Origin of the sequence: Peterkaempfera griseoplana, from assembly GCF_001418575.1 — a bacterium.
Classification (GTDB): Bacteria; Actinomycetota; Actinomycetes; order Streptomycetales; family Streptomycetaceae; genus Peterkaempfera; species Peterkaempfera griseoplana.
Genome location: NZ_LIQR01000500.1, coordinates 1 through 853, shown reverse-complemented (window position 1 = coordinate 853; position 853 = coordinate 1). Strand labels below are relative to the sequence as shown.

Genomic DNA, 853 nt, shown 5'->3' with positions numbered 1-853 from the left:
GAAGTCCCGTACCAGCGCCCGTGGGCAGCGCTGCCACCGGAGTTCGCGCCGGTGCTGCGTGCCGAACACCGGCGGCTGAGTGCGGAGATCGTCGGTGAGGTGCGCCGCCGGATACCGGAGTTCGCACGGCCGCTGGACGGCCGGTTCGGCACCGGCATCCAGCTGGGAGTCGGTCAGGCGCTCGACCAGTTCGCCGATCTGATCGCGGACGACGGCGCCGCGCGGGAGGACCGTATCCGGGTGTTCCGTGCCCTGGGCCGCGGTGAACTGCGGGAAGGGCGCAGCCTGGACGCCCTGCAGGCCGCCTATCGGCTCGGCGCCCGGCTCGCCTGGCGGCGCTACTCGGCGGTCGCCGAGCGGGTCGGNNTCGCCTCCGCCTCGGTGGAGGGCTACGCCGAAGCGCAGGCGGACGCCGCCGGTGCCCGGCAGCGGCGGCGCCACCGGCTGCTGGAACTGCTGCTCTCCGGCGCCGCCGCACCGCTGGCCGTGGAGGCGGCCCGGGCGGCGGAGTGGCGCTGGCCGAGGCAGGTCAGCGCTGTGGTGCTGGCGCCGGAGGACCCCTGGGCGGTGGAGCTGCGCACCGCCGCCGCACCGCAGTGGCCCGCCGATGTGCTCTGGGACTTCGAACGGCCGGACGCCCTCGCCCTGCTGCCGGATCCGCAGGCGCCCGGCCGCTCCGGTCAGCTGAGGGAGGCGCTGGCCGGAAGGACCGCCGTGGTGGGGCCCGCGGTCGCTCCGGAGAAGGCCGCACACTCGCTGCGCTGGGCCCGGCTGCTGCTCGACCGTCTGGTGGCCGACGGGTCGCGGCTGCAGCAGGCGCCGCAGCTGCTCTTCTGCGACGACCGGCTGGACG

1 pseudogene is annotated in these 853 nt (G+C 76.3%); it reads left to right on the top strand.

Annotated elements, in window-relative coordinates:
- Nucleotides 1-367: 367 nt before the first annotated feature.
- Nucleotides 368-853: pseudogene (locus AOK09_RS41460) on the top strand (PucR family transcriptional regulator); the annotation flags it as partial.